Raw genomic sequence first — 25078 nt, forward strand, 5'->3', positions numbered from 1 at the left:
ACCGGTGTCCGTGTCTGACATGCATTCCTCCCTGGAACACGCGCGTACGTGAACCCCGACCAAGAGGAAGACGTGAAGCATCCAGCCGCCCTGCAACGGCGGTTTCACTCCCCGTGACTCCCCCTTGCCGGCGAGACACTACCAGCGGGTGACCCCGGACGGGACCGAAAACTTCGGGTATGTGAGCAACGGTGCCTCGGCCCCTGACAGGTGCTCCGAATAGAGTGCGGCCATGGCTGACGAGCTGGTGCACTACGAGGTGCGACGGGGCATCGCGACGATCACGCTGGACTCGCCGCACAACCGGAACGCGCTGTCCGCGCAGTTGCGGCGGGAGCTGCGGGACCACCTGGCGGCGGCGGTGGCCGACGACGGGGTGCGGGTGGTGGTGCTGGCCCACACCGGCCCGGTGTTCTGCGCGGGCATGGACCTGAAGGAAGCGGGCGGGGCCAGCACGGAACAGCAGGGCGTCAACGAGTTCCCGGCGATCCTGGAGCAGCTGTGGACCAGCCCGAAGCCGGTGGTGGCGAAGCTGGCGGGCCCGGCGCGGGCCGGAGGCGTGGGCATCGTGGCGGCCTGTGACATCGCGGTGGCGGTGGACACGGCCACGTTCGCGTTCTCGGAGGTGCGCATCGGCGTGGTCCCGGCGGTGATCTCGGTGACGGTGCTGCCGAGGCTGCTGCCGCGGGCGGCGCACGAGCTGTTCCTGACCGGGGAGACGTTCGGCGCGGACCGGGCGGTGCGGATCGGACTGATCAACGCCTCGGTGCCGGCGGACGGCCTGGACGCCGAGGTGGAGCGCTACACGGGCATGCTGGCCATGGGCGCGCCGAACGCGCTGGCGGCGACCAAGGAGATGCTGCGCGAGCCCCGGACCGGCGACATGGGCCAGGACTTCACCGACATGCTGGAGCTGTCGGCCAAGCACTTCGCCGGCGAGGAGGGCCAGGAGGGCATCGCCGCCTTCGTGCAGAAGCGCAAGCCGAGCTGGGTGCCTCAGGAAAGCTGATAGGAGAACTCAGGGTTCTCCGAGGCGGACTGCTTGAGGACGGCGACGATCCGCTCGTACGCGGCCGGGTCGTCGCCGCGCAGCACCTCGTGGTGCCGCCACACCAGGACATGCTCGCCGGCCGGCAGCCAGGACAGGTCGGTGAGGCAGTCTCGCAGGGCGTCCAGGTTGCGGCCGAAGTAGTCGGGAAAGGACAGCGCCGCGGCGATGGCGTCCAGCGCGGATCTTTTGTCGTGCAGGGCGGTGCCGTCGAGTACGTGCCGCATACCGCTCATTTCGTCGGGTCCACGACCACGAACGAGTCATAGTGGTCGTCGGTGTAGTACAGCTCACGTTGGGAGCCGGTGATCAGCCGGCGGGTGGCCCGGTTCTTCGCGCCCGGCGTGTCCACGGTGTACTCGTGGTAGTAGCCGTCCTTGTTGCGCGGCAGCACGTTCCCGTTGTTGTGGAACACCACGCCGTCGTTCTTGGGGTACGGGTACGGCCCGCCCTGCTGGATCAGCTTCCAGGTGGCGGCGGCCTCCTTGGGCAGCGTGGACAGCGCCTTGACCGGCAGGCCCGAGGACGCGCCCGGCACGGCGCCGGCGGAGGCGGCCGAGCTCGACGTGGTCGGGGCCGGGGAGCCCGAGCCGGTGGACAGGTCCCTGATCAGCCAACCGGCCAGCACCAGCACGATCAGGCCGACCAGGGCGAAGGTGATGCGTCGGCGCGAGGTCACGCCGCTGAGCCTACGAAGGCCGGCGGCCGCCCGCTCCGGCGGCCCGCTCCTTCTCCTCGATGCCCCACAGCGTCGGCTCGGCCCGGTAGCGCGGGGCCAGCCACGCCGACAGCCGGTCCACGACCCGTTCGATCAGCCACGCCACCGCCCGCAGCAGCGGCAGCAGCACCACCATCACCAGGGCGAACTGCAGCGGGAACCACAGCTGCGCGACCCACAGCTCGATCCCGTCCCAGGTGTCGGCGATCCAGTCGAACACGAATCCAGGGTATAGGTTCGGCGTATGTTCGCTGTTTACGCCTCCGAGCCGAACCCCGCCGACCCGCTGGCCTCGCTGGTGGTCGGCGAGCGCGACACCCCGACGCCCCCGCCCGGCTGGGTCAGCGTCTCGGTCCGCGCGGCCAGCCTGAACATGCACGACCTGTGGACGCTGCGGGGCGTGGGCATCAAACCCGAGCAGTTCCCGATGATCCTGGGCTGCGACGGCGCCGGCGTGCTGGAGGACGGCACCGAGGTGGTGCTGCACTCGGTCATCGGCGACCCGGACTGGGGCGGCGACGAGACCCTGGACCCGAAGCGCACCCTGCTCACCGAGAAGCACCAGGGCTCCTTCGCCGAGACCATCGTGGTGCCGCGCCGCAACGCGCTGCCCAAGCCGGCCGGGCTGACCTTCGCCGAGGCGGCGTGCATGGGCACGGCGTGGCTGACGGCGTACCGGATGCTGTTCGTGAAGTCGGGCCTGCGGCCGGGGCAGACCATGCTGGTGCAGGGCGCTTCCGGCGGCGTGGCCACTGCCCTGATCCAGCTCGGCGTGGCCGCCGGCTTCCGGGTGTGGGTGACCGGGCGCAGCGAGGAGAAGCGGGCCCTGGCCAAGCAGCTCGGCGCGCACGAGGCGTTCGAGTCGGGGGCGCGGCTGCCCGAGCGGGTGGACGGCGTGTTCGAGACGGTCGGCAAGGCCACTTGGTCGCACACCATGAAGTCGCTCAAGCCCGGCGGCATCGTGGTCATCTCCGGCGCGACCACCGGCGACGCCTCCGCCGCCGAGTTGCAGCGGCTGTTCTTCCTCCAGCTGCGGGTCGTCGGCTCGACCATGGGCACCCGCGAGGAGCTGGCCGACCTGCTCAAGTTCTGCGACCTGGCCGGCGTGCGCCCGCAGATCGGCGCCGAGCTGCCGTTCGAGCGGGCCGCCGAGGGCCTCAAGGCCATGCTGGACGGCGACGTCGCCGGCAAGATCGTGCTCAGCCGAGACGCCGGCTGACCCGCTCGACCGCGGCACGGGCCTCGCGGTCGAGCCTGGCCACCAGCTCGGCCGCGGGGAGCTCCTCGGCCAGCTGGTAGGTCTGGCCGGCCCACAGGTGCACCAGCTCGGGGTCGCCGGCCTTGGCCGCGGCCGCCCGCATCGGGCGAGTCAGGTGGTGGACCTGGGGATAGCCGACCGGGGCATCCTCGGTGTTCTCACTGAGGAACCGGTTGACCAGGCCACGGGCCGGCCGGCCGGTGAATGCCCGGGTGATCGCCGTGCGCCGCGTGCCGTCGCGCAGGGCCGCCTGGTGCGTCGCGGAGGTGCCGGCCTCCGGGCAGCGCAGGAAGGCCGAGCCGAGCTGGGCCGCGACCGCGCCGGCCGTCAACACCGCCGCCACGTCGGCGCCGTGCACGAGGCCGCCGGCGGCGATCAGCGGCAGATCGGTGACGGCCGAGACGCGGCGGATCAGCGCCAGCAGACCGAACTCCTCGCCGCCGCCGGGCGAGACGCCGTCGTCGGTCAGGGTGCCGCGATGGCCGCCGGCCTCGAAGCCCTGCACCGCCAACGCGTCGACGCCCAGCTGCGTCGCCTGCTGTGCCTCGGCCGGCGTCGTCACCGTGGCGACGATCTCCGCGCCGGCCGCGTGCAGCCGATCCACGTCGGCCGTGTCCGGCAGCCCGAACGTGAACGACACCACCGGGACCCGTTGCGCCAGCACGATTTCCAGCTTCGCCGGAAAGTCGTCGTCCTCCCAGCGCGGGTCGCCCGGCTCGACGCCCAGCCGCGCCGACTCGACCGCCACCCGCTCCGGATAGTCGCCGAGATCGGGCTTGGCGTTCGGGCCCGGCACGAACAGGTTCACGCCGAACCGGCCGTCGGTCAGCGCGCTGGTCTTCGCGATCTGCTCGGCCATCGCCTGGACGCTGAGATAGCCGCCCGGCGTGAAGCCGAAGCCGCCGGCCCCCACCACCGCGGCGACCAGTTCGGGAGTGGACCCGCCGCCCGCCATCGGGGCGACGATCACGGGGACGCGCAGCTGCTCGATCACTCCTTGGACACTAGTGCGGCAGCAGCAGCGTGGACCCGATGACCAGCGAGGCGATGCTCACCAATCCGAACAGCGTCACCCACAGGCCGCCCGGCACCCCGGTGATCTTGGCCAGCTGGTCGGCGTCCGAGTCCGGGGCCCGGCCGCGCCAACGCTTGCGCTGGAGTTCGAAGACCGGGCGGACGCCGCCGAGCAGCAGAAACCAGGCCAGCACGTAGCCGAAGACCGCCTGGACGTCGCTCGGGGCGTACCAGGACACGACGAACACCAGGCCGCCGGTGACCAGCACCGACAGCACGCCGAAGGCGTTGCGGATCATCACCAGCATGGCCGCCAGCAGCACGATCGTGACCCACAGCAGCAGGGTGATCTTGCCGGCGCCCAGCAGCGCGGCGACGCCCAACCCGAGCAGCGACGGCGTGACGTAGCCGGCGGCCGCGGTCAGCACCATGCCGGGGCCGCGCGGCTTTCCCCTGGTCAGGGTCAGGCCCGAGGTGTCGGAGTGCAGCTGGATCCCGGTCAGGCGGCGGCCCGTGAGCACCGCGACCAGGGCGTGGCCGCCCTCGTGCGCGATCGTCACCAGGTTGCGGGTGATCCGCCACACCCGCCAGGGCAGCACCGCCAGCAGCGCCACCGCGCCGGCGATCAGCACCAACGTCAACTGCGGGCCCGGCTGGCCGCCGAGCACCCGGTTCCAGACATCCGTGAGGTCCATCGAAACGGTGGACGTGCCAAAGGCCATCCCGTTGACTCCCGACATGGTCTTCTCAGTTTCGGACGCGGTAACGATCGCCACCGACGCGCACGACGGTCAGCTCGACAAGAGCGGCAAACCCTACATCGGGCACCCGGTGCGGGTGATGAACCGGGTCTCCGGCGAGCACGAGCGGATGGCCGCCGTGCTGCACGACGTGATCGAGGACACCCCGGTCACCGCCGAGGACCTGCGGGCCGCCGGCTGCCCCGAACGGGTGGTCGAGGCCGTCGTCGCGCTCAGCCATCTCCCCGACGAGCCGCAGGCCGACTACCTCGCCCGGGTCGCCGCCGACCCGATCGCCGTTGTCGTCAAGCACGCCGACATCGCCGACAACATGTCCCCCGCCCGGTTCGCCGCGCTCGACGAGGCCACCCAGACCCGACTGCGGCTCAAGTACGACACCGCGTTGCGACTGCTCGACTCATACCTGACAAAAGATGGCAGGGATTAGGTCCAAGCTGGGGCCATGACCACAGCACAGGGCACCTTCGACATCACCCGCTGGGACGACCAGACCTACCTGGACGCCGAGGGCGTCAAGCTCGGCGCCATCGACGTCGGCAAGGCCTTCGTCGGCGGACTCTCCGGCACGAGCACCGCTCGGCTGCTCACCGCCGGCGGCCCCGTGCCGACCTCCGCGGCCTATGTGGCCATCGAACGTTTCGTCGGCAGCCTCGACGGGCTCGACGGCTCCTTCGTGCTGCAGCACCACGCCGTGATGGCCGGCGAGTCCAGCGAGATGAGCGTGCGCATCGTGCCCGACTCCGGCACCGGCAAGCTCACCGGCATCACCGGCACGCTCCGTATCGACATCGCCGAGGATGGCACGCACAGTTACCGGTTGGACTACGAGGTCTGAACCAATGGCGTGAGCCACCCAATGGCCGTCTTCCCCATTTGCGCTGGTCCACGGCACGATCGAGGGGCTGCCCCTCGAACGAGGAGAAGACATGATGACCCGGATCGCCATCACCGGACACCGTGGGCTCCCGGGCCCCACCCGCGCCCTGGTCGACGCCGCTCTCCGGGCCGAGCTCCGCCGCCACCAGCCCCTCGTCGGCGTCAGCTGCCTCGCCGACGGCGCCGACGCCCTGTTCGCCCAGGCCGTGCTCGACGAGGGCGGCTCCCTCATCGCCGTGCTGCCCGCCCAGCGCTACCGCGAGCGGCTGCCCGCCGACTACCACCCCACCTACGACGCCTTACTCCAGCAAGCCAGCGAAGTCGTCACCATGGACTACGACCAGCCCGGCCGCGAGGCCTACATGGCCGCCAGCGTCCGCATGGTCACCGGCGCCGACCACCTCGTCGCCGTCTGGGACGGCCAACCCGCCGCCGGCCGCGGCGGCACCGCCGACGTCGTCACCCACGCCCAGCAACACGGCGTCCCCGTCACCGTCATCTGGCCGGACGGCTGTCAGCGGGGCTGAGTGGAGTCGGCCAAGCCCTTGTCGAGGGCCTCACGGAGCAGGTCACCGGACTGCCGCCGGCGGCAGTCCGCCCACGCATCGCTGCGGTGGATCACGTCGGCCATCTCGGCCAGGGTACGGCCGGTCAAGGTGTGGAGCGCCTGGACGCAGTCGGCCGGGGAGAAGCCGGTGGCACGCAGACGGAGCAGGACGTCGTTGACGGTGGCGCCGCGGGTCAGCGAGAGGCGGCACGCGGCGAGGGCGGCGTCGTGGTCCCAGGCCAGAAGCTCCTCCAGGTGGTCGACCTGCCATTCCGTGACGAAGTCGACCAACTCCTGGACGTGGGCCACGATCTCGGGACGGTCGTGGAACTCCTGCTCGGCGGCGGACATCAGGGCGTCGATGACGACCTGGACCAGCTCGGGCACCTGGTCCCGTTCGATCAGGTGGAAGCTCAGGAACTGGTACCCGCAGTCGGCAAGTTCACGCAGGCCAGCGGCGAGGGCAGCGTCGTCGGTGTGCTCGGCGACGACGGTCTCGACCCAATTGAGCATTCCTCGGGTGCTGTCCCACGCGTCCGGCCAGCGGCCGAACCCGATGGTGAAACTGGCGGACATCGTTCACTCCCCCGATGGGTCGCCGGCCGACCCGGATTCCGCGGCCAAGGTCTCCAGCGCCTCGACAAAGGTGGCCTGGAGAGCCAGGTTGAACTCACGCCGATCGGCCCACGCGCGGCTGAAGCGCACGACTCGATCTGCCTCGCCGAGGTCGCAGCCGGTCAGTTCCCGTACCGCGTGCAGGCATCTCACTTCGTCATAGCCGTCGGCGCGCAGGGAGAAAAGGACCTCCTCGACGGTGGCGCCGACGGCGGCCGGAGGGCGGCTGTCGGCGATCGCCTTGTCGCTGGTCAGGATGGTCAGCCACGCCACGTGTTCGGACCGCCAAGTGGTGACGAGGTCGACCAGTTCCCGGATGGCGAGCACGAAGCCGGCATCGTGTTCCCGTTCGGCGGCGGACAGGAGGACGTCGGCGAGCGCTTCGACGAACTCGGGGACCTGCCTCGGCTCGACGTCGTAGAAGTGCATCGACTGCGGGCCGGCGTCGGCCAGTTCGCGCAGGCGGGCGGCGAGGGCCGTGTCCTGGACATGGTCGGCGGCGGTGCGCTGGATCCACGCGAGCGTGGATCCAGCGCAGGGCCAAGCCTGTGTGTGCGGGCGGATGCCAACCTGGAATTCGACCCACATACCGATCACTCCCTCCCCGAGGTGATCGACCAAAGCGAAGCTACTTCTTGCCCTTGCTGCCCGAGTCCTCCGTCGACAGCGCGGCGACGAAGGCTTCCTGGGGGACCTCGACGCGGCCGACCATCTTCATGCGCTTCTTGCCCTCCTTCTGCTTCTCCAGCAGCTTGCGCTTACGGGTGATGTCGCCGCCGTAGCACTTGGCGAGGACGTCCTTGCGGATGGCGCGGATGGTCTCGCGGGCGATGATGCGGGAGCCGATGGCGGCCTGGATGGGGACCTCGAACTGCTGGCGGGGGATGAGCTCGCGCAGCTTGGTGGCCATGCGGGTGCCGTAGCCGTAGGCGGCGTCGCGGTGCACGATGGCGGAGAAGGCGTCGACGGCCTCGCCCTGGAGCAGGATGTCGACCTTGACGAGGTCGGCGGACTGCTCGCCGGACTCCTCGTAGTCCAGCGAGGCGTAGCCGCGGGTGCGGGACTTCAGGGAGTCGAAGAAGTCGAAGATGATCTCGGCGAGGGGCATGGTGTAGCGCAGCTCCACGCGGTCCTCGGAGAGGTAGTCCATGCCGAGCAGCTGCCCGCGCTTGGACTGGCAGAGCTCCATGATCGCGCCGATGAAGTCGCTGGGGGCGATGATGGTGCACTTGGTGATCGGCTCGTAGACCTCGGCGATCTTGCCGTTCACCCAGTCCGACGGGTTGGTGACGATGTTCTCGGCGCCGTCGTCGGAGATGACCCGGTAGACCACGTTGGGCGCGGTGGAGATCAGGTCCAGCCCGAACTCCCGCTCCAGCCGGTCCCGGGTGATCTCCAGGTGCAGCAGCCCGAGGAAGCCGCAGCGGAAGCCGAAGCCCAGCGCGGCCGAGGTCTCGGGCTCGAAGGTCAGGGCGGCGTCGTTGAGCTGGAGCTTCTCCAGCGCCTCCCGCAGGTCCGGGTAGTCGGAGCCGTCCATGGGGTACAGCCCGGAGTAGACCATGGGCTTGGGGTCGCGGTAGCCAGCCAGCGGCTCGCTCGCCCCGTGCCGCTCGGACGTCACGGTGTCGCCGACCTTGGACTGCCGCACGTCCTTCACGCCGGTGATCAGGTAGCCCACCTCGCCGACGCCGAGGCCGGCCGAGGGCTTGGGCTCGGGGCTGATGATGCCGACCTCGAGCAGCTCGTGGGTGGCGCCGGTGGACATCATCCGGATCCGCTGCCGGGGCGTGATCTTGCCGTCGACCACCCGGATGTAGGTGACGACGCCGCGGTAGGTGTCGTAGACCGAGTCGAAGATCATCGCCCGCGGCGGGGCGTCGGCCTCGCCGACCGGGGCCGGCACCTTGCGGACGACCTCGTCCAGCAGCGCCTCGACGCCGAGGCCGGTCTTGGCCGAGACCCGCAGCACGTCCTCGGGCTCGCAGCCGATGATGTGGGCGAGCTCCTTGGCGTACTTGTCCGGATCGGCCGCCGGCAGGTCGATCTTGTTCAGCACCGGGATGATGGTGAGGTCGTTCTCCAGCGCCAGGTACAGGTTGGCCAGCGTCTGCGCCTCGATGCCCTGGGCCGCGTCAACCAGCAGGATCGCGCCCTCGCACGCCTCCAGCGCCCGCGACACCTCGTAGGTGAAGTCCACGTGGCCGGGTGTGTCGATCATGTGCAGCACGTGGTCCTGGCCGTCCAGCTGCCAGGGCAGCCGCACGTTCTGGGCCTTGATGGTGATGCCGCGCTCGCGCTCGATGTCCATCCGGTCCAGGTACTGGGCCCGCATCGCGCGTGCCTCGACCACGCCCGTCAGCTGCAGCATCCGGTCGGCCAGGGTGGACTTGCCGTGGTCGATGTGCGCGATGATGCAGAAGTTCCGGATCAGCTCCGGGGACGTGAACGTGCTGTCGGCGAACGTGCTCACTGGGGCGATTCCTCGGGAAAGCGGACGGGGGACACACCAATGGTCCCATGTGCCCGACGGTGGTCCTCACAGAATAGGGTGCGGGCCGTGTCCGAACACGGTCCGGTTCCCCGTCCCGCCCACGGCGCGGTCACCCAGGTGCACGGCGCCGAGCACCTCGGCCGCCTCGCCTACTCCCCCGACCTGGACGGCCTGGCCGATCCGGGCGAGGTGGTCTGGGCCTGGGTGCCCTTCGAGGACGACCCCGCCGTCGGCAAGGACCGCCCGCTGCTGGTGGTCGGCCGCACCGGTCGCTTCCTGCTGGCGCTGATGCTGTCCAGCAAGCCGCACGAGTCCCAGGACTGGCTCGACCTTGGCGCCGGCGCCTGGGACGACGACGGCCGCCCCTCCTGGCTCCGCCTGGACCGCGCCTACGAGCTGCACGAGAACGACCTGCGCCGGGAGGGCGCCGTGCTGGCCCCCGACCGCTTCGGCCGCGTCGTCGACGCGCTGCACGCCCGCGGCTGGCGCTGACCGGCCAACTTCCAACGAAAACGCCAGTTCTGTTGGAAGTTGGCCGGGAAGTTCCCACGTGGGTTGCACCGGGGTCTTGACGTTCCAACGATATGGGCGTTTGCGTTGGAAGTTGGCGGGGAAGTTCCAACGCGGGTTGCACCGAGACCTTGACGTTCCAACGATGTGGGACCCAACGTTGGAAGTTGACTCGGGTCGACGGCGCGGCCGACACGGTCAGTCGATGGCCCGGTAGACCTCCTCCGCCAGCCAGTACACCCGCCCACCCCGCCCGGAAGCGCCGAACTTGCGAAGAATTCCACTTCTTTCGAGCGTGTCGACAAGGTTTCGCGCACCCTGGTTGGTCACCCCGAGAGCGTTCTCCACGCGTTTCACCGTCACGAACGGATTCGAGAAGAGCAGCTCGGCGACCTCGATCGCCCTGCTTTTCCTTCCCTGCAACATCTCACGGTAGCGTTCCCGCAGGTCGACCAGTTTGCCGGCCCGCGACTCGGCGTCCAGGGCCTGCCGGTGCACCGCGGTGAAGAAGAACTGAAGCCACTCCTGAATCTCGCCCCGCTCACGCACCGCCTGGAGGCGGTCGTAGTACTCACGGCGATTCTCCTCCATATAGGCGCTGATATAGAGGAGTGGCAGCTCGAGCACCTTGCGCTCGATGAGCAACAGCATGATCAGCAATCGGCCGACCCGGCCGTTGCCGTCGAGAAAGGGGTGAATGGTCTCGAACTGGTAGTGCATGAGCGCACACACCACCAGCACGGGCAACCCGTCCGTCTCGTTGACGAACTTCTCCCAGTCCGTCAGCGCCACCGCCAGCAGCTCCGGCAGCGGGGGCACGAAGGCGGCCGTGTCGGGAGAGTCCGTGGGCGAGCCGATCCACACCGGCGACCTTCGGAACTCCCCCGGAATCTTCTCCTGGCCGCGCACACCCGACAACAGAACCTTGTGCACCTCGAGAATCAGGCGACTGCTGATAGGGAGGGTGGCCAGCAGCTCGATTCCCCGATTCAGGGCGCGCTGATAGTTGACGACCTCCTGAACGTCGTCGTCCTCGTCCACCCCATCGCCGGCCTCAGCCTTGAAAACGTCCGAAAGAGACGCCTCCGTGCCCTCGATCCGCGAACTCGCCACAGCCTCCCTGGCCAGATAGGGCTCGACGAGAATCGACGGGTTCTTGATCAACCGACCAACTCCGGACAGACGTCCGAGCGCGGCATCGGCCTTGGACAGAGCAAGCACGGTTCGTGAGTCCATGGCGAGGTCGCGAGGCATGGCGGCCGGCTCGAAATACCAGAACGCCCACTTGTCGCCCGGTTTTTTCGTGGCCCGGCCGAATTCGGGGGCTTGGAACAGGTCCGGCTTCACCGGCGAAGGATACAACACAGAGGGCACTTCCGTTGGAAGTAACCCCCTGTCGCACAATCAGCACCGAACGTAGCAGCTCAGGCCAGGCGGGTGAGTTCGACGGTGACGGTGAGGCCGGCGCCGGCGCCGCCGGTGTAGATGCCCTTGAACGGGACGACGTCGGCGTAGTCACGGCCGACGGCGACCCAGACGTGGCGTTGGCCGATGGGGATGGCGTTGGTAGGGTCGTAGGCCCACCAGCCGCCGGTCCAGGCCTCGATCCAGGCGTGGCTCTCGCCCTTGACGGTCTCCTTGGCGGCGCCGTCGGGGCGAGTGTGCAGGTAGCCGGAGACGTAGCGGGCGGGGATGCCCATGGCCCGCAGCAGGGCCAGGGTGAGGTGGGCGTAGTCCTGGCAGACGCCCTCCCTGGCCTGCCAGGCGTCGGCGGCGGAGCTGTGCACGCCGGTGCTGCCCTGGCGGTAGGTCATCTGGTCGTGCACCCATGAGGCGGCGGCGTGCACGGCGTCGACGGGACTGAGGCCCCGGCGCAGTTCCCGGGCCTTGGCGGCGAGCTCCTTGTCCCGGGGCACGTAGTCGGTCCAGCCGAGGTACTCGGTGTAGCGGTCGAGGATCTCGGAACCCCGCAGGTCGGTCCAGGTGGCGCCGCCGACGGGGGCGACCTCGCCGCCCGTCTCGACGACGGAGGAGCCGGTGACGGTGAGCTCGGTGTGCGGGGCGTGCAGGTCGAAGGAGGTGACGACGGTGCCCCAGTAGTCGGTGTAGCGGTAGGCCCTGGTGGCGGGATGGGTCTCGACGCGGCTGACGACGACGTTCTGCCGGCGGTCGCTGCGCGGAGTGAGCCGAACCTCGTTGTAGGACTGGGTGACCGGCGAGGCGTACCGGTACTGGGTCACGTGCGTGACCCGGAGCCGCCAACTCATGAACCCACCTCGGCATTGGTCCAGGCCACCCACGGCACGGAGTGGAAGTACTGCTGCGACACGGCCTCGCCGACGTCGCGAACGGTGGTCTGCAAGGACTTCAGCCGCCGGGGCAGGTCCTCCATCAGGTCGGAGACGCGCAGGAACTCCAGGTCGCTGCGGGCCTTGCCGAGCAGCCGGGACGCCTCGGCGGTGGCGCCGAGCCGCCGCCCGGGCATCCGGTCCAGGTGTTCCAGGCACCGCTCGGCCAGCGACAGGGCGTGGAACACCGAGCGCGGGAAAAGGCGGTCCAGCAACAGGAACTGCACCACACGGGAAGCGTCGAGGGCCCCACGGTAGGTCCGCAGGTACGTGTCGTGGGCGCCGGCGGACCGCAGCACGGTGACCCAGCCCGGGGAGGAAGCCTTGTCCCCGGAACGGGAAAGCAGCAGCCGCACGATCATGTCGACGCGTTCCACCGACCGGCCGAGCACGAGGAACCGCCAGCCGTCGTCGCGGCTCATGGTGGAGTCGGCCAGCCCGGCGAACATGGCGGCCCGCTCCTCCACGAAGGAGAAGAACGCGTGCGGCCCCACCTGGCGGGCGTAGCGCTGCCGCTCCGGCACGGCGTTCCACATGCTGTTCAGGCACTCCCACATCTCGGTGGACACGACTTCCCTCGCGCCACGGGTGTTCTCCCGCGCGCTGGTCACCGAGGCGACGATCGAGCCGGCGTTGGTGGCCGAGTACGCCACCAGCTCGGTCAGCGACCAGACGTCCAACGGGTCCCCGTCGGGCGGGGTGATGCCCAGGACGGCCAACAGCTGCCGGCTTTCCGCGTCGGGATTGACGGTCGCGTCCTCCAACAGTTGGTGCACGGACACGTCGAGAATGCGCGCGGTGTCATCGGCGCGTTCGACGTAGCGGCCGATCCAGTACAGGGATTCCGCGTTCCTCGCCAGCACGACGCCTCCCTCACTGCTGCTGTTGTTGCTGTTGCGATGCCGTCAGTTCCGGGCCCTGCTCGGTGGCCACGCCGTTGAGCTGCCCGGCGTGCACGAGCTCGGGCCCGGACAGCTCACTGTCCACCGTGGACGACCGAGGGGCCAGCACCCAGGTGTCCTTGGAACCGCCGCCCTGAGAGGAGTTCACCACCAGGCTCCCCTCCGGCAGCGCGACCCGGGTCAGCCCGCCAGGCAGCACAAACACGAAGTTGCCGTCGTTGACCGCGAACGGCCGCAGGTCCACGTGCCGTGGCGAGAGCTGGTCGCCGATCTTGGTCGGCACGGTCGACAACTGCACCACGGGCTGGGCGATCCAGCCCCGCGGATTGCCGCGCACCTTGCGCCGCAAGGCGTTCAGCTCACGGGTCGAGGCCTCCGGCCCGAACACGATGCCGTAGCCGCCGGAGCCCTCGACCGGCTTGACCACCAGCTCCGACATCCGGTCCAGCACGTGGGCCCGCTCGTCGGGCAGCCAGCACCGGAAGGTGTCCACGTTGGGCAGCAACGGTTTCTCGTTCAGGTAGTACTGCACGATCTCCGGCATGTAGGTGTAGACCAGCTTGTCGTCGGCCACGCCGGTGCCGACCGCGTTGGCGATCACCACGTTGCCGGCGCGGGCCGCGTTGGCCAGGCCGGCCACTCCGAGCACCGACTCCGGCCGGAAGTGCACCGGGTCCAGATACGGGTCGTCGATGCGCCGGTAGATCACGTCCACCTGCCGCTCGCCCTCGGTGGTGCGCAGGTAGATGGTGTGGTCGCGGCAGAACAGGTCCCGCCCCTCCACCAGCTCCACGCCCATCTGCCGGGCCAGCAGGGAATGCTCGAAGTAGGCCGAGTTGTGCACGCCGGGCGTCAGCACGACCACGTTGGGGTCGGCGGCGTTGGGCGCGGCGGCGTTGCGCAACGCCCGCAGCAGATGCACGGCGTAGTCGCCGACGGCGCGAACCCGGTGCCGCGCGAACAGGTCCGGGAACACGCGGGCCATGGTGCGCCGGTTCTCCATCACGTACGACACCCCGGACGGGCAGCGCACGTTGTCCTCCAGCACCCGGAACGCGCCGGCCTCGTCGCGCACGATGTCGATGCCGGCGACGTGGATGCGCACCCCGTTGGGCGGCACGATGCCCGCGGCCTCGCGGTGGAAGTGCTCGCACGAGGTGATCAGCCGCCGGGGCAGCACGCCGTCGCGCACGATCTGCGCGTCGCCGTACACGTCGGCCAGGAACGCCTCCATCGCCCGCACCCGCTGCACGATGCCGCGTTCCAGCTTGGACCACTCGGAGGCGGTGATCACCCGCGGCACCAGGTCGAGCGGGAACGGCCGCTCCTGCCCGGACAGCGAGAAGGTGATGCCCTGGTCCACGAAGGCCCGCCCGAGCGCGTCGGAGCGGGCGCTCAGATCGGCCACATCGGACGGTGCCAGCATCTCGTGCAGCGCCCGGTAGGCCGACCGCACCGACGAGTCGGCCGCGAACATCTCGTCGTACGCGCCGGCGTGCGGCCGCGACGCGTCGAGGTATCCGCGGAACAACTCGCCGTTGCCGCGCCCGTTCCTCGCCGACCTGGTCATGGTCGACATCTTCACCCAGCGAAGCGGCCCAAAGCACTACTCCATACCACTGGTTACCTCAACGAAACACCAGCTGAACACTACGGAGAGCCATTTCTAGGCGGACGCCCGCACCTGGGCCAGCAGCTCCGGACCGCGATCAAGCAAGCGCTGCTCGGCAAGTCTGCCCAGCCACCACGCCACAACTGCCCCCGCGGCCACCCCGACCGGCACCGCCAGCCAGCTGACCAGCGGGTTCGAATCGAGCTGGCCGACGATCAGGCACGCCAGCGAGGGCAGGGCCGTCACGAGGAGCAACAGCCAGGACACCAGCCGCACCAGGGCCCGCGAGCAGCCGGGCCGGCTGCCGGAGTTGAACGGGTTGCCGCCGCGCTGCACCGGCATCGGGTACGCCCAGTACACCGACAGCAGCAGCATGAAGCCGGCTCCGCCGCCGAGCAGCGCCGGCAGCAGTCCCAGCACCCACGGGTAGGCCCACTCGGCTCCGGCCACCGGCGGCAGCGCCAGGCCGGCCAGGATCGCGATCGGTCCGACGATCAGCGCCCAGGCCCACTGCCGGCCGCGCACGTCGGCCCGGGCCGCGCCGGGCGTGACGATGGTCTGCCACACCGAGGTGCCGTCGAAGCCGTACAGGTTGCTGACCTGGAGCATGGAGAAGGCCACGACCCACAGCCCGGCGAAGGGAAGCATGACCAGCCCGCGGTTGCCGGCCGCCGAGAAGACCGGGATGAGCAGGCCGATCAGCACGGAGGTCAGCAGCATGGCCCGGCGGCGGGCGTCCCGCCACCACATGCGGAGTTCCTTGCCGATCACCGCCCCGACCGGGGTCGCCGGCAGCAGGCTGCGCCCCGACGCCTTGGCCCGCCCGGCCCGGGCCGGGCCGACGCTGGTCTGGGGCGTGGTCAGCCGCCGCACCAACAGCCGCCCGTACGCCCACAGCAGGGCACCGTCCACAACGGCCAGCGCGAGCAGCGCGCCGATCGCCTCCAGCCAGTTGCCGGTGGCCGCGCCCTCGACGGCCGCCGGCGCCCAGCCGGTCGGCAGCCACCGCACCGGGTTGGCCAGCTCCGGATCGTTCTGGAGCAGGACCGGGGCCACCGCCTGCGCCGCGTAGCGCAGCGGCAGGTAGGACAGGGCGACCAGGGCCGCCAGCAGGACGCCGAGGTCCTTGCCGCGGCGGGAGCCCAGCACGGCGCCGATCAGGCTGATGACCACTCGCGACAGCAGCACCGTGAAGCCCAGCGCCAGCAGGGTCGTGACCACGGCGACGATCGCCGGCAGCACGCCCAGCGTGACCGACCCGACCACCACACCGAAGAACGCGAGCACCGTGGCCACCGGGGGCACGCCGGCGACGGACGCGGCGAGCAGCCCGAAGGCCAGCTTCGTCGGGGACAACGGCAGCAGCGCGAAGTTCTCCGGCCGCAGGGTTTCGTCGCCGCCGCCCATGAGGACCGGGCCGACCAGCCAGCCGACCGTCCACACCAGCGTCATCGCGGCGGCGATGGTCGTGCCGACGGACACGTTCTGGCCGTAGCCGAGCACCACCAGGAACAGGGACACGACGCCGGCGGCCACACCGACCAGCGCGCCGAACGCGAAGCTGGCGGCCTTGGCCCCGGTCAGCGAGTGCGAGAGCACCCGCAGCTTCATCCGGATCAGGACGCCAACCACGACAGCCCTTCCCCACCGCCGGTGCGACCGCCGACCAGATGGACGAACGCCTGCTCCAACGTCTGATCGCCGCGCACCTGCGCGACCGGGCCGCTGGCCACGACCCGACCCCGCGTGATCACCGCGACGTGGTCGCAGAGCTTCTCCACCAGATCCATCACGTGACTGGACAACACCACCGCGCCACCGGAGGCGACGAAGCGTTGCAGGATCGTGCGGATCGTCGACGCCGACACCGGGTCGACGGCCTCGAACGGCTCGTCGAGCACCAGCAGCTTCGGCGCGTGCAACAACGCCGTCGCCAGGCCGATCTTCTTGCGCATGCCGGCGGAGTAGTCGATCACCAGCGTCCGCTCCGCGCTGGTCAACTCCAACACCCCCAACAACTCCTCGGCCCGGGCGGCCACCGTCGCCGCGTCCAGACCCCGCAGCAGGCCCGTGTACGTGAGCAGCTCACGCCCGGTCAACCGCTCCGGCAACGCCATCCCGTCCGGCAACACCCCCACCAGGGACTTGGCCCGCTCCGGCGACTCCCACACGTCCACGCCGAAGATCCGCACCGTCCCGCCGTCCGGGCGCAGCAGGCCGACGGCCATGGACAGGGAGGTGGTCTTGCCCGCCCCGTTCGGACCGACCAGACCGAAAAACGACCCGCGGGGCACGGTCAGCTGCACGTCATCGACCGCGACCGTGGCCCCGAACGACTTGCGCAGGCCGGACATCCGCAACGCCGGCGCCTGCTCCGCCGACTGCGCCCCCTGCTGCTGCCCGTAGACGGGCAGCCCTCCCGTGTCCAACTCGTTCCCCTCCCGGCCGGTTCAGACCACCCATCATGCACCCGGACAGGCCGCCGCGCCGCTGTTCACCGCGGTAGAGTTCTGATATCACATTGATAGATGAACGAGGATGAACGCCGGCGCCCCGCACTCAGGCTCGGCCCCATGTGCGCCACATTCCGCGTCTGAGCGCGAATGTGGCGCACGTGTGGCACAACTAGTGCGAGCTGACGTCCCTGGTGACGTAGCCGTGGGCGGTGTCGATGTCGCGGAAGTAGAAGCGGCCGGTGTCGGCCAGCCCGCTCCACTTCTCGCTCGACGTGCCGTCGGCGTAGGTGAGAACGCCGTTCGTACGGCCGAATCCGCCGCTGGTGTCGATGCTGTCGTCGCTCAGCGCCGGCGCGCCGCCGCCGACCGTCCACAAGCGACGTCCCTGGTGGACGGTCGCGTCGATCCGATAGTTGTTGTCGTTGACGATGTTCTGCGTGACATCGGCGGTCAGCGCGAAGTCGAAGCCGTCGACCCGGCCGGTGGATCCGTAGCTGCCCAGCACATGCTGGTCGGTGTTCTGCTTGCTGGCCGAGTCGGCCAGGGTGGTGGTGTTGTCGAAGGTCCACTGCCCGGACGAGCTCACCGGCACGGCTCCGGCCGAGGTGTGCAGCACGCCGGCGGTGCGCCAGGACCGGTTCACGTGGGTGACGATCTTGTCGTCGAGGCCGCTGCCGGTGACGGTGGTGCGCACGTCGGCCGCCGGCACGTCGTCACGCAGCAGGCTGCCGGTGACCCGTGTGACGTGCGGATCGGCAGTCGCGAACAGGTTGCCGCCCAAGGTCCACAGGTCGACGATGCCCTTCGGCGGAATGAGCTGCACGGTGTGCGGCTTGCCGTCGGTGAGCTGCCCGAGGAACGGGCTCAGGTCGATCGTGTACGGCAGCGTGACGATGGAGTCGATCGCGGTGATCGGCCGCCACAGCATCGGCGCCACGCCGCCGGTGTAGATCACCGAGTACGGCGACACCACGCCGGCCGGCTGCCCGTCGACGGTCACCTCGACCTCGCGGTAGGTCCCGCCGCCGCACAGCCCGGCGCTGGGATTGGCCTGGGCCAGCGAGGTCGGCACGTTCGACCACCAGAACTCCTCGCAGCCGCCGCCCCGCGCGTAGATCTCGGCGGTCAGCTTCGCGGTGTTGGCCGGCACCGTCACCGACGCGGTGTAGTTCTGGCCGTCGGACAGGTCCTGCCACCCCGGCTTGGTCCCGTCGGCGGCCAGCGGCAGCACGGTGTCGGCCTGCTTGGGCGCGGGATGGGCCCGGTCGGCCCGGTAGTAGGTGACCGTGACGGTCACGTCGTAGGAGCCGGTGTAGGTGTCGTTGACGGTGTTGCCGAGGTCGACCACGAACGGCTGGGCCTGTCGCAGCAGCGGCGCGAACTCGGTGATGTCGCGGTCGAAGCTCCAGGTGATGCCGGTCGGGTCCGGCTCGGGGGTGGACGTCCGCAGCACCTCGGCCCCGCCGATCCACAGCCCGGCCAGCCGGTCGTACTGGCGCCCCTGGCTCTTGGCGGTCCAGTTCAGCACCACCTTGGCCCACGGCCCGGCGCAGGCGGGCGGCGGCGTGAGCGTGCCGACGAACGGCTGGCCGTAGGAGTTGGCGAACACGTGCTGCATCGCGGTGACGGTGCAGTGCTCGGTCGGGGGTCTGCTGACCGGCGGCAGCGCGGTCAGCGGATCCTGGTAGTCGGTGACCACGGTGTCGGCGCTCGCGGGGGCGGCGGTGACCACGCTCAATGCCGCTCCCCCAAATAGGGTCGTGGCTGCGAACAGGGCGATGAGATATCGGCGCACCCCGGGACGCTAGCGCCCGGCCGAGTGTTCGCGTGACCCCCCGGACGGCGGAAATAGTTCACAACCGTGGACGCCTGAGCCGAGGCCCGTTCACATCCGTGATCAGATGCTGGAACGTCCGGCGATCGCCGTCGATCCGGCGCTGAGCTGCGTAAATACCCTTGACCGGGATGGCCACATCCCCACCCTGCGTGACGACCGCACGGGTTGTCCACACCACTGCCGGCCAGAGAAAACTGTTGGCAGCACTGAAAAATCTCTGAAACATGTCACGGTGCGTGCCCAGATCCCGGGATGGGAGCGCTTCCAAATCCCCCGATCGGCGCTACTGGTCACGGGGCCTCTCGGACAAAGGTGACAACTGCGTTACCTGGAACAACAGGAGGCACAGTGGCCCGAACCCGCCCCGGCTTACGCGCCGCCCTCGCGGTGACCGCGGTCATCGCGCTCACCACGGCGCTGGCCCAGTCCAGCAGCCAGGCGTCCCCCACCGGACCCCTCGGCTCCGACGACCACGGCAGACCCATCTACCTCAACCCGACGATCCCCACCCAGTACCGGGTCAACGACCTGCTGCGCCGGATGACGCTGGCCGAGAAGGTCGGCCAGATGACGCAGATCAGGGTCGGCAAGCTGCGCGGCGACTGCAACAACGCCAACGGCCCACTGGTCGCCTCGTGCGAGCAGCAGGTGCTGGTGGACGCGCACGTCGGCTCGATCCTGTCCGGCGGCGGCGACTACCCGGTGGACAACACCGCCAAGGGCTGGGCCCAGATCACCAACGGCATCCAGCACTACGCCCTGGACAACAACCGGCTCAAGATCCCGGTGCTGTACGGGGCCGACGGCGTGCACGGCGACAACAACCTGGTCACCGCCACCATGTTCCCGCAGCAGATCGGCGTCGGCGCCACCTGGGACCCGGCGCTGGCCGAGAAGATGGGCGCCGCCACCTCCTCCACCATGCGCGCCACCGGCGTGTTCTGGAACTTCGCGCCCGTCTCCGACCTGTCCCGCGACACCCGCTGGGGCCGCTACTACGAGACGCTGAGCGAGGACCCGACGCTGGCCGGCAGCCTGTCCGCGGCGCTGGTCAAGGGCATGCAGGCCTACGACGGCAAGGGCGCGACGGCCAAGCTGACCGCCACCGCCAAGCACTTCGCCGGCTACTCCGAGCCGATCAACGGCCATGACCGGGTGCCGGCCCAGATCCCGATCCGCGAGCTGCAGGACGTGTTCCTGCCGGCCTTCCAGCCGCAGATCGACGCCGGCGCGAAAACCGCGATGGCCAACTCCGGGGCCGTCAACGGCATTCCGGTGCACGCCTCCAAGTTCATGCTCACCACCGAGCTGCGCCAGCGCTTGGGCTTCGACGGCGTGACCGTCAGCGACTGGTCGGACATGGCCAGCCTGGCCACCAGGTACCACGTCGCCCCGGACTACCCGACCGCCATCGCGATGAGCGTGAACGCCGGCGTGGACATGGCGATGGAGCCGGCCGACGCCGCCGGCTACACCAAGGCGCTCATCGACGACGTCCACAACGGACTGATCAGCCAGCGGCGCGTCGACGAGGCCGTGGGCCGGATCCTCAAGCTCAAGTTCGACCTGGGCCTGTTCGAGAAGCCGTTCGTGGACGAGAACGCGGCCGACGGCATCGTGAACGGGGCCGGCCTGGACCTGGCCCGGCAGGCCGCCACCGAGTCGACCGTGTTGCTGCGCAACGACAACAAGACACTGCCGCTGTCCACCGGCGTGCACAAGATCGTCGTGGCCGGCGACAGCGCGAACAACCCGCCCCAGCAGTTCGGCGGCTGGACCGTGAACTGGCAGGGCGTTGACCCCAAGGGCCCGACGCCGCCGGTCGTCACGCCGGTGCAGGGCATCAAGGAAGCCGTGCCCAACGCCAACGTCGTCGCCGCGACCGACCAGGCCAGCGCCGTCGCGCAGGCCGCCGACGCCGACGCCGTCGTGGTGGTGCTGGGCGAGAAGGCCGGGGCCGAAGGCAACAACGACAACGAGAACCCGGCCCTGACCGCCGCCCAGCAGTCCCTGGTGGACTCGCTCAAGGCGACCGGCAAGCCGGTGGTCGTGGTGCTCATGCTGGGCCGGCCGCTGGTGCTGGGCTCCGTGGCCAGCGCGCCGACTCTGCTGGCCGACTGGCTGCCCGGCTCCGAAGGCGGGCACGCCCTGGCCGACATCCTGTTCGGCAAGGCCAACCCGAGCGGCAAGCTGTCGGTGTCGTGGCCGAAGACCGTCGGCGACGAGCCGATGTCCTACGACCAGCTGCCCGGCACCAACGGCGGCCCCAGCTCCGGCTACGACCCGCTGTTCCCGTTCGGCTACGGCCTCTCGTACACCACCTACGCCACCTCCGCGCCGACGCTGAGCGCCCCGACCGTGCGGGCCGACGGCAAGCAGACGGTGTCGGTGACGGTGACCAACACCGGTGCGGTGGCCGGCACCGATGTCGTGCCGGTGTACGTGCACCAGCCGGTCAGCCCGGTGCTGGTGCCGGACAAGCGGCTGGTCGGCTTCACCCGCGTGGACCTCAAGCCCGGTGAGTCCAAGACCGTGCAGGTCACGTTCGACGTCAGCAAGCTGGCGGTCACCGTCGGCGACGTGGACGCCACCGGCAAGCGGGAGGTCGAGAAGGGCGCGTACAGCGTGGTCGTGGGCAGTGCGCAGGCGCCGTTCACGGTGCGTTAGACTGGCTGCTCGTGTCGTGCGGCGTTCCGCTGTGGAGGAAGACCCGGTCTCCGGGTGCCGTGTGAAGTGCGACACGGACAAGCCGTGAGGAACTGAGAGGTAGACGCGTGGCGAACATCAAGTCGCAGCAGAAGCGGATCAAGACCAACGAGGCTGCCCGCCTGCGCAACAAGGCGGTCAAGTCCGGTGTGAAGACCGCGATCCGCAAGGTCCGCGAGGCCGTGGCCGCCGGTGACAAGGACAAGGCCACCGAGCTGGTGCGCGCCGCCTCTCGCAGCCTGGACAAGGCGGCCAGCAAGGGCGTCATCCACGCCAACCAGGCCGCCAACAAGAAGTCGGCGCTCGCCGCGGCCGTGAACAAGATCGGCTGAGCACGCTGCTGTTGTCATGAAGGGCCCCTTACTGACGTTGAACGTCAGTAAGGGGCCCTTCATGACATCGGGGTCAGTGGGCGGTGACCGTGCCGGTCACCGTGGTGTCCACCCCCAGGCCGTCGGGGTAGGCCCCGATGTGCAGCTGGACCTGCTTGTCCGGGGTCGTCGCGCCGGTGGCCACGGTCTTCAGCGTCAGGTCGGCGTCGGTCGTGCCGGCGGGCATCACCTGCTCCAGCCAGATCTGCCCCACCGACGACAGCGGCCGTGACGGCAGCGGATCGACGCCCCACGTCTTCAGCCAGGCCGGGTCCACGTCCGTGGTCGTCAGCTCCGGCCCGGTCGCCGGCGCCGTGAACGCGCCTTCGAAGTAGACGCTGGTGTCGGCCGCCTCGGACAGCGACACGTGCCAGGTCAGGGTCCCGCCGGCGACCGCGGTGGCCGACGGCGTCAGGGTGACCTTGGGGGCCGGGTCGTCGTTGAGGACCTGCACCCCGCCCCGGTAGGCGCCCACGACCGTGCCCCTGGCCGCCTTGACGATCGAGCCGACGAGGTAGTCCCCGCCCCAGCGGGTGTTCCCGACCACCGTCACGGACAGGTTCAGCGTGTGCTGCCCGGGCGCGAGGGTCACGTCCTTCTCGGTCCAGGTCCGGCCGGTCGAGTCGCTCTGGAACACCTTCAGCGCGCCGCCGCCGTCACCGGTCACGGTCACCGGGACCTGGTAGTCCCTGGAACCCGAGTTGCCCTCGGGAACCGACAACTGGCCCAGGTCGACCCGGGTCAGCGGGGCCGGATCCGGGTCGGGCAGGCCGGGCCGCCAGCCGTTGACGTCGAGCACCCAGGCCTGGCCGCTCGCGGTGGACGGCGTCAGTTCGAGCTTGGCCACCTGCAATACGGGCGGCACCGGGACCCGAACCTCCTGGGCCCAGTAGGACATCGTGCGGGCCACGCCGGGCAGGCCGTTCACCGTGACCTTGCCGAGTTTGGTCCGATGACCGCCCGCGTCCACGGCCGCCACGTCGAACGCCGTGCCGGTCGAGTTCTCCGGGACGATCACCCGCAGCGCCAGGGACTGGTTGCCGACCAGCAGCACCGGCTTCGGCGGCTGGATCACCGCGGCCGTGCCGGCCGAGGACCAGCTCACGTCGATCGCGGACCGGCCGGACTCGGTGGGGGCCGGCGTGAGCCGCACGGTGTTCGGTGACTTGAAGCCGACGGACTGCGGCAGGCAGGCGGTGTCGGCGTTGATCTCGTCGCACAGCTTGCCGCTGCCGCTGATGGCGGTGTTCGCGTCCGGAATCACGACCGGCGTGCGGTTGGCGCCCAGCGCCGCGCCGAGGACCCGGGCCGGGTCGGCCGACGGGGCCCGCACGCCGGAGCCGTCCAGCAGCGGCTGCACCCGCGGGTCGTGGTCGATGAACAGGCGCGCCGCCGCGGCCACGTAGGTCGCGCCGACCGCCCGCTGCTGGGTGCCGGTCAGCCGGGCCGGCTGTCCCGGGTCGCACAGCGGATTCGGGTCGCCGCCGGCGAAGTAGTCGTCGATGGCCGGCGCCACGGCCACGCCCGGCGTCCACTCCGAGTTGAAGAAGTTGTGGTTCGCACCGGCCACGTACAGGGCGCTGTGCAGGGCCCTGCCCCGGCTCACGCCCCGTGCCGAGTCGATGTACTGCTGCCCCTGGAGGTTGGACACGTCACCGTCGCACGCCGGTAGGAAGGTCACCGACGGCACGTCCGGGGTCGGGTTCTGGCCGAAGATGGTCGGCGCGATGAACACGTCGCCGCGGATGGTCCAGCGCACCGGGCCCGAGTAGCCCGTGTCGTACGGCGGCGGGGCCAGACTGTCCAGCGCCGCCTGGTTGACGCCCTCGCCACCGCGCGAGTGCCCGACCAGCAGGACCTTGGACATGTCGGCGACCGGGGCGTCCTGCACGATCTGCGGGGCCGAGCCGCGACCCGCGCCGGCCCAGTCCGCCCAGTGCGCCAGGTGCAGCCGGACCAGGGTCGAGCGGGCCTGCGCGCCCGCGTCCGTGGTCAAGGCGTCCTGGGCGTTGATGCCGTTGGCCGAGATGGAGACCGTGTCGTAGCCCTGCGACGCCAGCAGCTGCTGGGTCTGCAGGTAGCCCCGGTAGCTCGGGATCGACAGCGTGCCCGCCGGGCAGGGCCAGGTGAAGGGCTGGTTGTCGACGTTGGTCGGGTCGTAGCAGGTGCCGTGGCGGCCGTGCAGGAACAGCACCAGCGGGCGGTTGCCCGGGGCGTCGCGCGGCCCCACCACGACGGCCTTCATCTCGATCGGCTGCGCGTAACCCGGCAGCTTGACCGAGTCGAGCTCATATTCACCGGTCACGGTCTGGTACTGGCCCGGGGCTCCCGGATCCACCGCGCCCGCCGGCTGAAGCGGGGGCAGGGCGGACGGAGTCCGCTGGGGCCCGAAGGTCGTTTTCTCCGGGGCGTCCAGCCGCCGGCCGCCGGCCCGGACCTCGATCTTGCTGAGGTCGCCCAAGTTCGTGCCGGGAAAGGAGAAGGTGCGGCTGTCCGCGGAGGAGCGGGCCCGGCCGAGAAGCTGGCCGTCCGACCAGAACTCCACCGCCGCGTCGCCGGTCAGCGGCGTCGGCGAGGTCCAGGCCGGCTGGCCGTCCACCACCCGCCAGCCCGATCCGGACGCCGCCGTCGGCGTCGGCGCGGTCTGCGCGGACGCCGTCTGGGCGACGGCCACGAGCATGAACAACGCTGACAACAAAGGTAAGAGCTTGCGCATTCGACCTCGATCCACGGTCGCGGCCCCCCGCCCGGCACACTTCTCCCCCAGACGGACCACCGGGGCCTCGAGAGTTCACTGCGTACGATTACTGCGCGTGCATGTAGCTATCGGCTCACAAAGCCGCGAAATGCTATGAGAGTCCGTCACATACCCGCGACGGACTGCTCGAACGCCCCCTCATCACGGCACGAACCGCCCCCAAGAACCCAATTCCGGCCACTCCGTGCCGACAACCCGACCCTACGCCCGAGATCGCCCGTAACGGGCCGTGACGTGGCAGACTGCCCGA

At 70.1% G+C, this 25078-nt stretch carries 24 protein-coding genes; 8 read left to right on the forward strand and 16 right to left on the reverse strand.

The annotated features are described in order from the left end of the window. Positions 1-232: 232 nt before the first annotated feature. Positions 233-1009, forward strand: coding sequence for an enoyl-CoA hydratase family protein (locus ACIG5F_RS03280; RefSeq protein ID WP_396515750.1), 777 nt, complete (start codon positions 233-235; stop codon positions 1007-1009). On the opposite strand, the gene ACIG5F_RS03285 is transcribed toward ACIG5F_RS03280, so the two are convergent. From ACIG5F_RS03285 to ACIG5F_RS03295, 3 genes are read right to left on the reverse strand one after another with little or no spacing between them, the layout of a single operon-like run. Beyond that, positions 997-1284, reverse strand: a complete 288-nt coding sequence (locus ACIG5F_RS03285; RefSeq protein ID WP_396515751.1) for a barstar family protein — start codon at positions 1282-1284, stop codon at positions 997-999. The genes ACIG5F_RS03280 and ACIG5F_RS03285 overlap by 13 nt on opposite strands. Then, complete coding sequence (locus tag ACIG5F_RS03290) at positions 1281-1727, reverse strand: ribonuclease domain-containing protein (protein WP_396515752.1); 447 nt, start codon at positions 1725-1727, stop codon at positions 1281-1283. Before ACIG5F_RS03290 ends, ACIG5F_RS03285 begins: the two co-directional genes overlap by 4 nt. Before the next feature lie 10 nt (positions 1728-1737). Then, positions 1738-1986 (reverse strand): hypothetical protein, encoded by a 249-nt coding sequence (locus ACIG5F_RS03295; protein WP_396515753.1) that lies wholly within the window; start codon positions 1984-1986, stop codon positions 1738-1740. A 24-nt stretch (positions 1987-2010) separates the two neighbouring features. Between ACIG5F_RS03295 and ACIG5F_RS03300 the strand changes: the two genes are divergently transcribed. Further along, positions 2011-2985, forward strand: coding sequence for a zinc-binding dehydrogenase (locus tag ACIG5F_RS03300; protein ID WP_396515754.1), 975 nt, complete (start codon positions 2011-2013; stop codon positions 2983-2985). Here ACIG5F_RS03300 and ACIG5F_RS03305 read toward each other — a convergent pair. Together ACIG5F_RS03305 and ACIG5F_RS03310 are read right to left on the reverse strand one after the other, a co-directional pair. Further along, entirely contained in the window at positions 2966-4018 is a 1053-nt protein-coding gene (locus tag ACIG5F_RS03305) for an NAD(P)H-dependent flavin oxidoreductase (protein ID WP_396515755.1), read from the reverse strand. The two genes, ACIG5F_RS03300 and ACIG5F_RS03305, sit on opposite strands and share 20 nt — an antisense overlap. Before the next feature lie 10 nt (positions 4019-4028). Further along, entirely contained in the window at positions 4029-4733 is a 705-nt protein-coding gene (locus ACIG5F_RS03310; protein WP_396515756.1) for a M50 family metallopeptidase, read from the reverse strand. A 43-nt stretch (positions 4734-4776) separates the two neighbouring features. Here ACIG5F_RS03310 and ACIG5F_RS03315 point away from each other — a divergent pair, with 43 nt between their 5' ends. The 3 genes from ACIG5F_RS03315 to ACIG5F_RS03325 all read left to right on the forward strand — a co-directional run bounded on the left by ACIG5F_RS03315 (position 4777) and on the right by ACIG5F_RS03325 (position 6202). Beyond that, entirely contained in the window at positions 4777-5226 is a 450-nt protein-coding gene (locus ACIG5F_RS03315) for an HD domain-containing protein (RefSeq protein ID WP_396515757.1), read from the forward strand. A gap of 15 nt (positions 5227-5241) precedes the next feature. Then, positions 5242-5634, forward strand: coding sequence for a DUF3224 domain-containing protein (locus tag ACIG5F_RS03320; protein ID WP_396515758.1), 393 nt, complete (start codon positions 5242-5244; stop codon positions 5632-5634). A gap of 91 nt (positions 5635-5725) precedes the next feature. Beyond that, positions 5726-6202: a hypothetical protein gene (locus ACIG5F_RS03325; protein WP_396515759.1), complete on the forward strand. Its 477-nt coding sequence runs from the start codon at positions 5726-5728 to the stop codon at positions 6200-6202. Here the strand turns inward: ACIG5F_RS03325 and ACIG5F_RS03330 are convergent. Genes ACIG5F_RS03330 through lepA form a run of 3 tightly spaced genes read right to left on the reverse strand, consistent with a single transcriptional unit; the run spans position 6190 to position 9307 of the window. After that, positions 6190-6798 (reverse strand): hypothetical protein, encoded by a 609-nt coding sequence (locus ACIG5F_RS03330; protein ID WP_396515760.1) that lies wholly within the window; start codon positions 6796-6798, stop codon positions 6190-6192. The two genes, ACIG5F_RS03325 and ACIG5F_RS03330, sit on opposite strands and share 13 nt — an antisense overlap. 3 nt (positions 6799-6801) lie before the next feature. Beyond that, positions 6802-7458: a hypothetical protein gene (locus tag ACIG5F_RS03335; RefSeq protein ID WP_396515761.1), complete on the reverse strand. Its 657-nt coding sequence runs from the start codon at positions 7456-7458 to the stop codon at positions 6802-6804. A 7-nt stretch (positions 7459-7465) separates the two neighbouring features. Then, positions 7466-9307: a translation elongation factor 4 gene (gene lepA, locus ACIG5F_RS03340; protein WP_396515762.1), complete on the reverse strand. Its 1842-nt coding sequence runs from the start codon at positions 9305-9307 to the stop codon at positions 7466-7468. Positions 9308-9394: 87 nt separating this feature from the next. On the opposite strand from lepA, the gene ACIG5F_RS03345 reads away from it, so the two are divergent. Next, entirely contained in the window at positions 9395-9820 is a 426-nt protein-coding gene (locus ACIG5F_RS03345; RefSeq protein ID WP_396515763.1) for a type II toxin-antitoxin system PemK/MazF family toxin, read from the forward strand. Between the two features lie 216 nt (positions 9821-10036). Here the strand turns inward: ACIG5F_RS03345 and ACIG5F_RS03350 are convergent, their stop codons facing one another. From ACIG5F_RS03350 to ACIG5F_RS03380, 7 genes are all read right to left on the reverse strand, one after another. Beyond that, positions 10037-11185 (reverse strand): Fic family protein, encoded by a 1149-nt coding sequence (locus ACIG5F_RS03350; protein WP_396515764.1) that lies wholly within the window; start codon positions 11183-11185, stop codon positions 10037-10039. 77 nt (positions 11186-11262) lie between these two features. After that, on the reverse strand, positions 11263-12105 hold the full coding sequence (locus ACIG5F_RS03355) for a transglutaminase domain-containing protein (RefSeq protein ID WP_396515765.1): 843 nt from the start codon (positions 12103-12105) through the stop codon (positions 11263-11265). Further along, a complete protein-coding gene (locus ACIG5F_RS03360) occupies positions 12102-13049 on the reverse strand; it encodes an alpha-E domain-containing protein (protein WP_396515766.1) in 948 nt (315 codons plus the stop codon). Before ACIG5F_RS03360 ends, ACIG5F_RS03355 begins: the two co-directional genes overlap by 4 nt. A 10-nt stretch (positions 13050-13059) precedes the next feature. Then, complete coding sequence (locus tag ACIG5F_RS03365) at positions 13060-14658, reverse strand: circularly permuted type 2 ATP-grasp protein (RefSeq protein ID WP_396515767.1); 1599 nt, start codon at positions 14656-14658, stop codon at positions 13060-13062. Between the two features lie 96 nt (positions 14659-14754). Further along, positions 14755-16332, reverse strand: a complete 1578-nt coding sequence (locus ACIG5F_RS03370) for a hypothetical protein (protein ID WP_396515768.1) — start codon at positions 16330-16332, stop codon at positions 14755-14757. After that, complete coding sequence (locus ACIG5F_RS03375) at positions 16317-17129, reverse strand: ABC transporter ATP-binding protein (protein WP_396515769.1); 813 nt, start codon at positions 17127-17129, stop codon at positions 16317-16319. The genes ACIG5F_RS03370 and ACIG5F_RS03375 overlap by 16 nt, the downstream gene beginning before the upstream one ends. A 196-nt stretch (positions 17130-17325) precedes the next feature. After that, positions 17326-18888 carry a peptide-N4-asparagine amidase gene (locus ACIG5F_RS03380; RefSeq protein WP_396516365.1) on the reverse strand — a complete coding sequence of 521 codons (1563 nt, stop codon included), beginning with the start codon at positions 18886-18888 and terminating at the stop codon, positions 17326-17328. 453 nt (positions 18889-19341) lie between these two features. Here ACIG5F_RS03380 and ACIG5F_RS03385 point away from each other — a divergent pair, with 453 nt between their 5' ends. Both ACIG5F_RS03385 and rpsT read left to right on the forward strand, forming a co-directional pair. Beyond that, positions 19342-21660 (forward strand): glycoside hydrolase family 3 N-terminal domain-containing protein, encoded by a 2319-nt coding sequence (locus ACIG5F_RS03385; RefSeq protein ID WP_396515770.1) that lies wholly within the window; start codon positions 19342-19344, stop codon positions 21658-21660. A gap of 107 nt (positions 21661-21767) precedes the next feature. Beyond that, the gene (gene rpsT / locus ACIG5F_RS03390) at positions 21768-22031 is read left to right on the forward strand and encodes a 30S ribosomal protein S20 (protein WP_211762775.1); all 264 of its coding nucleotides are present in this window, start codon (positions 21768-21770) and stop codon (positions 22029-22031) included. A 73-nt stretch (positions 22032-22104) separates the two neighbouring features. On the opposite strand, the gene ACIG5F_RS03395 is transcribed toward rpsT, so the two are convergent. Beyond that, positions 22105-24786 carry a hypothetical protein gene (locus ACIG5F_RS03395; protein ID WP_396515771.1) on the reverse strand — a complete coding sequence of 894 codons (2682 nt, stop codon included), beginning with the start codon at positions 24784-24786 and terminating at the stop codon, positions 22105-22107. Positions 24787-25078: the final 292 nt, after the last annotated feature.

The sequence above is a fragment of the Kutzneria sp. NPDC052558 genome, from assembly GCF_044547355.1.
Lineage (GTDB): Bacteria > Actinomycetota > Actinomycetes > Mycobacteriales > Pseudonocardiaceae > Kutzneria.